General features: G+C 38.8%; 11 protein-coding genes. All 11 read left to right on the forward strand.

The window, feature by feature from the left end; genetic code table 11:
- Positions 1-255: 255 nt before the first annotated feature.
- Positions 256-696 carry a hypothetical protein gene (locus CYP77_RS05820; RefSeq protein WP_103565794.1) on the forward strand — a complete coding sequence of 147 codons (441 nt, stop codon included), beginning with the start codon at positions 256-258 and terminating at the stop codon, positions 694-696.
- Between the two features lie 153 nt (positions 697-849).
- On the forward strand, positions 850-2223 hold the full coding sequence (locus CYP77_RS05825) for a sodium-dependent transporter (RefSeq protein ID WP_103565792.1): 1374 nt from the start codon (positions 850-852) through the stop codon (positions 2221-2223).
- A 3-nt stretch (positions 2224-2226) separates the two neighbouring features.
- On the forward strand, positions 2227-3345 hold the full coding sequence (locus tag CYP77_RS05830; protein WP_103565790.1) for a hypothetical protein: 1119 nt from the start codon (positions 2227-2229) through the stop codon (positions 3343-3345).
- 8 nt (positions 3346-3353) lie between these two features.
- Positions 3354-4556 (forward strand): M48 family metallopeptidase, encoded by a 1203-nt coding sequence (locus CYP77_RS05835; RefSeq protein ID WP_103565787.1) that lies wholly within the window; start codon positions 3354-3356, stop codon positions 4554-4556.
- Complete coding sequence (gene prmC / locus CYP77_RS05840; RefSeq protein WP_103565784.1) at positions 4546-5358, forward strand: peptide chain release factor N(5)-glutamine methyltransferase; 813 nt, start codon at positions 4546-4548, stop codon at positions 5356-5358. The genes CYP77_RS05835 and prmC overlap by 11 nt, the downstream gene beginning before the upstream one ends.
- 10 nt (positions 5359-5368) lie before the next feature.
- On the forward strand, positions 5369-5848 hold the full coding sequence (locus CYP77_RS05845; protein ID WP_103565782.1) for a DUF4149 domain-containing protein: 480 nt from the start codon (positions 5369-5371) through the stop codon (positions 5846-5848).
- Positions 5832-6614, forward strand: a complete 783-nt coding sequence (locus CYP77_RS05850) for a threonine/serine exporter family protein (RefSeq protein WP_103565779.1) — start codon at positions 5832-5834, stop codon at positions 6612-6614. Before CYP77_RS05845 ends, CYP77_RS05850 begins: the two co-directional genes overlap by 17 nt.
- Positions 6607-7104 (forward strand): threonine/serine exporter family protein, encoded by a 498-nt coding sequence (locus tag CYP77_RS05855; RefSeq protein WP_103565776.1) that lies wholly within the window; start codon positions 6607-6609, stop codon positions 7102-7104. Before CYP77_RS05850 ends, CYP77_RS05855 begins: the two co-directional genes overlap by 8 nt.
- A gap of 67 nt (positions 7105-7171) precedes the next feature.
- Positions 7172-8143, forward strand: coding sequence for a DUF262 domain-containing protein (locus CYP77_RS05860; RefSeq protein ID WP_141090837.1), 972 nt, complete (start codon positions 7172-7174; stop codon positions 8141-8143).
- Positions 8144-8203: 60 nt separating this feature from the next.
- On the forward strand, positions 8204-8824 hold the full coding sequence (locus CYP77_RS05865; protein WP_103599714.1) for a hypothetical protein: 621 nt from the start codon (positions 8204-8206) through the stop codon (positions 8822-8824).
- A partial coding sequence (locus tag CYP77_RS10380) for an ATP-binding protein (protein ID WP_181001953.1) occupies positions 8821-8978 on the forward strand: 158 nt, incomplete at its 3' end. The genes CYP77_RS05865 and CYP77_RS10380, both read left to right, overlap by 4 nt.

Consider the following 8978-nt stretch of genomic DNA (forward strand, 5'->3'; position numbering starts at 1 on the left):
ATTCAAGTCCCCTTGTCTCCCTTTTGATAAATTTACATCTCAAAGCAAATTTTAAACTTTCATTCACTCGCAAGAATTGACTACTAAAATTTGGCTTCGCTTACAGCTTAGCTCAAATTTTAGAGCCGAAATTACTCGTTCATGAAATTTTAAAATTTGCTCGCTAACTGTTACTAAAAAAATATAAAACCACCATAAATTTTTATATAATCCCTCTTTTACAAAGGTGTAGCGACTTTACAAAAAAGGAGACAAATGAGCGAGAAAAATTCAGTTTCAAATTTCATCTCCGCCGATGATGAGATGCTTTCTTTTTTGTCAAATTTGGGTCAAAAATGGCACAAAAGCGATGATGTAGCAAATTTTATAGAGCGAAATTTTACCTTTGTCGGTTCAAAACCGCTTTTGCAAAATTTAAAAGATTACAAAACGGCTGATTATGAAAATTTCGCTGATATTAAAAATTTTCTTAGCTCATATCCAAGCGTTCAAAGTAAAATTTTAAGCAGCGAGATAGGCTACGTCGGTGATGGTCTGACAAGCACAGAGCTTAAATTTGTACCTGAATGCTTTTATGATTTTTTAAAATTTATGGTTGAAAATATCGCGCAACATCACTATTTTTGCAGCCCCAAAGAGGGTTGGATATTGCTTATTGCGACGGAGGGGTATGTAGAATTTGGCGTTTTGCATTAACAGAGTTAAATTTACCCTGCAAAGATAAAAAATCAACACATAAAAGTCCTAAAATTTATCAAAAAAGCCAAATTTACACGCAAGCATCGCCTGTCGCTAGCAAAATTTAATCATTTTTTTTATATAATCCCTATTTTTCACAAAGGTAGATAGATGGATAGAAAATCGTGGAGTTCAAGACTTACGTACATTTTAGCTGTTGCAGGGGCTACGGTCGGCTTTGGCGCGACGTGGCGGTTTCCTTACTTAGTCGGTCAAAACGGCGGCGGGGCCTATGTTCTCGTGTTTTGCATAGCGATGATAGTCATTGGTATTCCTATGATTTTGGTTGAAAACGCCATCGGCAGGCGACTAAAGTGCAACGCCGTTGATGCATTTGGCGGCACAGTAAATGGCAAAAAGATCAGCAAAAAGTGGCAGATAGTCGGCTGGATGGGGCTTGTTGGCGCATTTGGCATCATGGCTTATTATATGGTTATCGGAGGCTGGGTTTTAAACTATATCGCTCAAATTTCATTTGGTTTGCTTGATCTCTCGCATATCGTGAGTTTTGAGCAAACTAGCGCATTTTACGAGCAAAATATCGTTAGCAATCCGCTTGCCATAAGCTTTGCGACCCTTGTTTTTGTTCTAGTGAATTACGCTATCTTGGTGCAAGGTGCAGTTGGCGGCATCGAGCGCTCAGCAAAATATCTAATGCCACTTCTTTTTATCCTAATGCTCGTCATGATCGCTAAAAACATCACTCTTGAAGGTGCTATGGAGGGGGTGAAATTTTATCTAACGCCTGATTTTTCAAAGATAAGCTTAAAGCTTTTTGTCGATGTTTTGGGGCAGGTTTTCTTTGCGCTCTCACTTGGGTTTGGCGTGATGATAACGCTCTCAAGCTTTGTTAAAAAGGACGAAGGGCTGGTTAAAATTTCTATCATCACTGGCATCTTAAACACCGTCATAGCCGTGCTTGCTGGCTTTATGATATTCCCGTCGCTCTTTAGCTACGGCGTCTCGCCAGATAGCGGTCCTAGCCTAGTTTTCAAGTCGCTTCCGATCGTCTTTTCGCACATGCCGTTTGGCGGATTTTTCGCGGTGGCGTTTTTCGCGCTTCTTATGATCGCTGCGCTTACGACGTCGCTACCGATATATGAAGTGATCATTACTACGCTGCAAGAGAAATTTAAGATAAGGCGCAAAAAAGCGATATTTTTAGTGCTTAGCGTCATTTTCGTGCTAGGAAATTTACCATCACTTATGGCTACAAATTTGCTAAGCCATGTGAGTATCTTTGGTAAAAATATCTTTGACGCATACGACGCGATAAGTGCTACCATATTTTTCGTGCTAACCTCACTTGGATGTGCGATATTTGTCGGCTGGGTGCTAAAAGATGAAGCGAAAAAAGAGATCTTGCAAGGCAGTGAAAAATACGCAAAGCTTATAAACATTTGGTTTTTCTACATCAAATTTGTCGTGCCTTTTGTCATTTTGGTGCTATTTATCAGCAGCTTTTACGACAACTTTTTGAAGTGAAATATGCGCGAGCTTGTAAATTTTGATAGCGGTGAGCGTTTAGGGCTTGGTGTAGAGGATAAAGCTTTAGTGAGCGTGAGCCTAAAAGGCAGCAAAACAAAGCAGAGTAAAAAAGAATTTGCAAGCGAGACGGAGGCTAAAAAAGCCTGCGTCAAAAAAGAGTGGGAGAGCCTAAAAAAGGGCTTTATCCTGCAAGATAGCGAGGCAAAAGCCGGCGCGGCGAGCTTACACGTTTATATCGGTGGTGGATATACTGGAGCGCTCTCGTTTGCCAGCGTAAGAGATGAAATTTATGTCTATAAAAGTGGCGGTCAAAAAGATGGCAGCATGCCTAGTGATATTTTGGTGAAGCTTGATCGAAGTGGTGCTATAAAAGAGCAGATCGCCTTGCCAAAGCCACTTGCGTGGGACGCCCAGTGCGTAGGTGAAAATCTACTTTTAGACCTTGATCATGAAATTTACATTTTTGAGCCAAAAGGGGCTAAATTTCGCCAAATTTCAGCCGAGCAAAATCTCAAGCGAAATAGCGAGATAGCAAGCTTTATCTGTGCTTCAAACGGCGTGGCTATTTTTGGCATGTTTGGGCAAATTTTTGCCTTTAGGGATAGCGAAATTTCAAAGATCGGTGAGTATAAATGCAGCGAAAAAAGCTACGCACCGATACTTTGTGCGGCTCTTAGTGCGGATGCTAGCATGCTTGCGCTTTGCACCAAAGAGAACGAAGTGCAAATTTTAAACGCAAAAAATGGCGAAATTTTAAGCGAAGTAAGAGCCGAATTTGGCGCACTTGACAAAATTTGCTTTTTGGACGAAAAGACACTTTTGGTTAGGCAGTATCTTGAAAACAAGCTATTTTGTCTTGATATAAAGAGCGCAAAAGTGACAAAACAGCCTTGGATAAAGGACAAGTATCTAAGAGCGAGCGAGTTTTGCATTGACGCCGTAGCTGGCAAGCTTGTGGTGATAGATCAAAGCAGAGCCTACGCCACCAATCTACAAAGTGGCGATGTGATGGCGGAATTTATGCTAGATCATGTCGTAAAGAGCTGCGAGGCTAAATTTATAGATGGCAAGCTCGCAGTTAGAACGGACTATGGCTGCTTTAGTCTTTATGAAATTTAAGGGAGAATATGTTTTATACACTTTTATTTATCTATATTTTTTATGTGATTTTTAAGCTTTTTTTGGCGAATTTACAGATCGGCTTTGTAAGGGCTGAAGCTAAAAAAGAGCCTGTCGTGCTTGAAGCGAGCGAGTACAAAAACGCCGCAGTTGCCGCCGTGACAAATCAAAAATTTGAAATTTTTAGCCTCATCTATCACGCCGTTATCTTCTTTGCGTGGATAAGCTTTGGGCTAAAAATGCTCTCAGGCGCTTGCCTAAAAGAGGGCACTACGTTTGAAAATATCATATTTGTGATGAGCTTTTTACTGATCTCGTCGCTTCTTGATCTGCCGTTAAGTATCTATGAAAGCTTTGTCAAAGACAAAAAGCTTGGCTTTTCAAACATGAGCGCAAAGATATTTTTGGTTGATACCATAAAGTCGCTAGCGCTAATGCTCATTTTTGGCTCGGCCTTCGTCTGGCTCGTGCTTTTATGTATAAATTTTCTTGGGGAGTTTTGGTGGTTTTGGGCGTTTTTGCTAAGTTTTGGCATCGCTTTAATTGTAAATTTAATATATCCAACGCTCATCGCGCCTATCTTTAATAAGATGTCGCCACTTGAAGATGGCGAGCTAAAGGGCAAGATAGAGGGTTTGCTTACAAAATGTGGCTTTAAAAGTAGCGGCGTTTTTACGATAGACGCTAGCAAGCGCGACAACCGCTTAAATGCCTATTTTGGCGGGCTTGGAGCGACAAAGCGAGTGGTACTTTTTGACACGCTGATAAAAAAGCTAAGCACCGAGGAGATCGTGGCAGTTTTGGGGCACGAGCTTGGGCACTTTAAGCATAAAGATATCCTAAAAATGATAGCGCTAAGCGCGGTCATGCTATTTTGTCTATTTTTCATCTTTGGAAACGTTGGCGCAAGCGCTTATGAGGCGATAGGACTAGGGCAAAATGGCGCTAGCATCATCATCTTTTTGGTGCTTTTCTCGCCTATTTTTAGCTTTCTTTTCTCGCCGATCATCTCGCACTTTAGCCGTAAAAATGAATTTGGCGCAGATAGGTTTTCAAAAGAAATTTCAAACAAAACCGACATGATAAACGCCCTAACCAAGCTTGGCAGCGAAAACAAAGCATTTCCAAAGTCGCACTGGCTTTACTCATTTGTCTATCACTCGCACCCAAGCCTTTTTGAGCGGATAAATGAGCTAGAAAATGAGAGTTGAAGAGGCTTTAAAGCAGGCAAATTTAAGGCTAAAGCCACTTTGCGAGAATCCAAGCAGGGTGGCTAAAATTTTGCTCATGAGCTACCTTGGTGTGAGTATCGAGTGGATATTTTTAAACCAAAAGAGCGAATTTGATGAGAGCGGCTACTTTGCCCTTGTAAAGCGCTTTGAAAACTATGAGCCGCTTGAGTACATTACCGGCAAGGCTGGCTTTTATGGGCTGGAGTTTGAGGTAGAAAGTGGTGTTTTGATACCGCGCCCTGAGACTGAAATTTTAGTCGATAAAGTGCTTGAGATTGCAAGCGGCTATAAAGCGCCAAAGATCGCTGAGATCGGCACTGGCAGCGGGATAATAAGTGTCATGCTTGCCCTTAAAACAAACGCTAAAATAGTAGCCACCGATATAAATGAAAAGGCGCTAAATTTAGCCAAAAAAAATGCGCTTAAATTTAATGTAAGCGAGAAGATCGACTTTGTAAAGTGCTCATATATCGATGAAATTTTAGGTGATATTGACATCTTGGTCTCAAACCCGCCTTATATAGCGCGAGACTATAAACTTGATAAATTTGTGATAAACGAGCCGCATGAGGCGCTATTTGGAGGCGAGGTCGGAGATGAAATTTTAAAAAATATCATCCTTATCGCCAGAAATCGCGGCATAAAAAATATCGCCTGCGAAATGGGCTATGATCAAAGAGCGAGCATGGAGATGGCGCTAAAATTTAATGGCTATAAAAGCGCTTTTTACAAGGACTTAGCGGGCTTTGACAGGGGCTTTTGCGCGAGTTTAAAACTATAAAGGAGAGAGATTGAGAAGTATCTATTTTTTACTATTAGCAGCGGTGATCGGCACTGAGCTAACGCTTGGAATTTTGGTCGCACCAGTCATATTTTTCCCACAAAGCATCATAGGCGAGGGGGTGCTCACGCATTTTATGAGCGGGCAGATGATGACAAAGATATTTTTAAAATTTAACTACGTTTTGCTATTTGTAAGCGCATTTGTAGCAGTTAGCGAGCTCTTTGATCTAAGAAAAAAGCTTGCATTTTCACTAAAATTTAGCACATTTATGCTCTCGTTTTTAAACTTAGCCCTAGCGCTAAGCTTTGTCTTTATCTTCACACCTTTTATCGTGCAGGCTCAGGGTCTTGGCGCAGAGGCGACGCAGACAGCGGAGTTTGCCAAGATGCATAGCGCAAGCGAATATGTGATGAAAGTGATGCTTGTTTTGCAGCTCATTTTGTTTTTTCTGAAATTTAAGATCAGTCAAGATGAACGCCAAGCCTGATATCCAAATCTTAACGAATTTTCTCACCGAATACACGACAGCGATGGTGAGTGCTGGCACATACACTGCGCGCGTAGAAAAGTGCGTCGACCGCATAGCTAAGCACTACGGCTACGACGTTAGCGTGACCATTTTCGTGAAGTATTTTACCATTAGTGTGATGGACTCGGCTGACAACTCCCTGCGCCGAACTTATGTGAGAAAGATCCCGTTAGGGCAGGTGAGTTTTAACAGAATTTCTGAGCTATCATCGCTTAGCTGGCAAATTTTAGATGAGGGCTTGAGCTTAGATGAAGCTAAAGAGAGTTTTGATAGTGTGATGAGTGTTGGTGCGAATAAATTTGCTAGCTCGCTTATCTTGATAAGCTTTGCAAATGCGGCATTTTGCAGACTTTTTGGAGGCGATGCTGGCTCAGTTATTTGCATATTTTTTGCAACGCTTGTTGGCTACACTCTTAAATTTGCCCTTGCAAAAATGGGTGTAAATTTAAAAATCCAATATGTCCTGACATCCTTTGTCGTCTCATTTATCGCCTATCTTGGCGTATCTTACGGACTTACGCACACAAGCGACGTGGCGATAGGCTCGTCTGTGCTCTTTATGATGCCTGGCGTTTTTCTCATAAATTCAGTCTTTGACATCCTAAACGACAACACCCTTGTTGGCATAAGCAGAGCCATAAGCACGGGCATCCTCATACTTTGCATGGCTGTTGGCGTCTATATCACGCTTACGCTTAGCAGCGCGGAGATATTAAATGTTTGAGCTTTTAAGTGAAACGCTTGTAGATGCTGGCTTTGCTGCGGTGGCTGGACTTGGCTTTGCCTATGCTAGCTCGCCTCCAAAAAGAACTCTCATATTTTGTGCCTTGCTCGCTGCATTTGCGCATGCTAGCCGCTTTTGGATCATGCAGATGGGATTTTTTAACATCAGTGTCGCAACGCTCATCGTCTCTTTTATGAGCGGAATTTTAGGCATGCTCTTTGCCAAACGGCTAAAGGTGCCAGCTGAGATCATCGCATTTCCAGCGCTTTTGCCGATGGTGCCAGGAGTTTTTGCATATAAAGGGATATTGGCGCTTTTTTCATTTTTAAATGAGACAAGCATCGCTAAGAAAAACGAGTATTTGATCATATTTTTTGATAATGCTATCACGACTACGACGGTCTCGCTAGCACTTGGTGTGGGCGTTTCGGTGGTGCTTATTTTATTTTATGATCAGTCGCTGATGATAACTAGAGGGGTGAAATTATAGAAAAGCAATAAAGCCTTATATTTTTATTCCTAAGATATTTGGTATTATATAGCAATATTTTTAGGAATTGAAAGGTAAAAATATGAGTTTATCATTATCAGCGGAGCAAAAAAACTTAAGAAGTATTTTTGACATTCAACAGCAGTATGTAATACCTTCCTATCAGAGAGGATACTCTTGGGATTATGACGAGTGTTATCAAATGTACAACGATATCATGAATGCTTACCATGAAAATCAAGAGTATTTTATTGGAAATCTAGTTATTGCAAAAAGCGACGAAAACAAGGATAGATTGGAAGTTGTAGATGGGCAACAGAGGCTTACTACATTGCTTCTTTTTTTTAAGGTCTTGTTCGTATATCAACCAAAGTTACAGAAATTACGCGACTGCTATATAAGAAAGGACATATATAGCGATCACGAAGATAATAGAATAAGATCCGAAGTTTTTGAAGTAAACGATGAAGAAAATCTTGCGTTAGTATTGCATTATGGCAGAAATGATTTTGATAGCAAAATGGAAGAGTTTTTGAATTCAAAAGGGGAATTTTTAGTCCATAAAATTATGAATATATTTGAGAGGAATGCTTTATTTTTTTATCGCTGGATTGAATATTATGTAAATAATGGAGGTGATTTAGATGCTTTTATTAGGTTCTTGTTTGAGAGTGTATACCTACTTCCTATAGAATTAAATGGAAAAAATTTTGAAGAAGCTAACAACAAAGCACTAAAGATATTCGAAACTCTTAATAATCGCGGTAAAAGTTTGAATGACGCAGACATATTTAAGGGGAAATTATATGAAAAAGCCAGAAAAAATAATGAAGCAAAAGCTTTTATTGAGCAATGGAAAGACCTAAGAAATCGTTGTGAGACTAGTAGTACGAAAATAGATGACTTGTTTAGATATTATTCTCATATAATAAGAGGTAGGGAAAATAAAACGACTTCGGAAATAAATATTAGGGATTTTTTTATTGAGGAAAAATATTCGCCATTTAAAACAAAGAATTATGATGAAGTTTTACAATAGTTAATCGATATTATAGAAGTTGTAGAATTTATAAATAAAGGGAAAAATGGAGAAACCGAATTGGCTAAATGGTTACAGCTATTGGAAATTTATACAAATCAATTTCCTAAAATAGCATTGGTAGTATATTTGTATGTTAAAAATATTAATACACAAAATACTGTTGAAACAGTTAACTTTTTAAAAAAACTTATAAGATTGGTATATTTTAATGGTTCTACTAGTGTCATTAAATTTAAAATATTTAACATAATAAGAGATATTAGTATTGATAGAGACATTGATGATTTCATTGAGAAAAATATACCCATTGAGCGTTTTGATTATTTGGGACTTCTTAAAAACGGATATGCGCTTTTGGCGTTTTATTTAATAGAGGACAAGGCTTTGAAGCAAACTAGTTTTGATAAAATTATTAATTATAAGGATAAAAAGTATCTTGTAGATTGGAGTGATGAACAAATATCTGATGTTGTAGATATGCTTGGTAATATAATTGTTTTAGATATAAGCAAGAAAAATATCACTATAGATAGAAAGAAGGATTATTTAAAAAAATCAAATATAGAAGAAGTGAGGTCAATAGCTGATGACATGGATAATATATCGTATGAAAAACTAAAAAAAAGAGACATTGAATTAAAAGAGAGGCTTATTAAATTTTTTAAAGGTGAGATATGATTAAAACAATAAAAATCAATAATTTCTTAGCTCATGAAGATTTAGCGGAAATAAACTTAAAAAATGGAGATAATTTTTTGCTTTACGGAAACAATGGGGCAGGCAAGAGTTCTATATATGAAGCATTAAAATTATGTTTTTTTCGGGAACGACT

This window comes from Campylobacter concisus (assembly GCF_002913865.1).
GTDB classification, from domain to species: domain Bacteria; phylum Campylobacterota; class Campylobacteria; order Campylobacterales; family Campylobacteraceae; genus Campylobacter_A; species Campylobacter_A concisus_AM.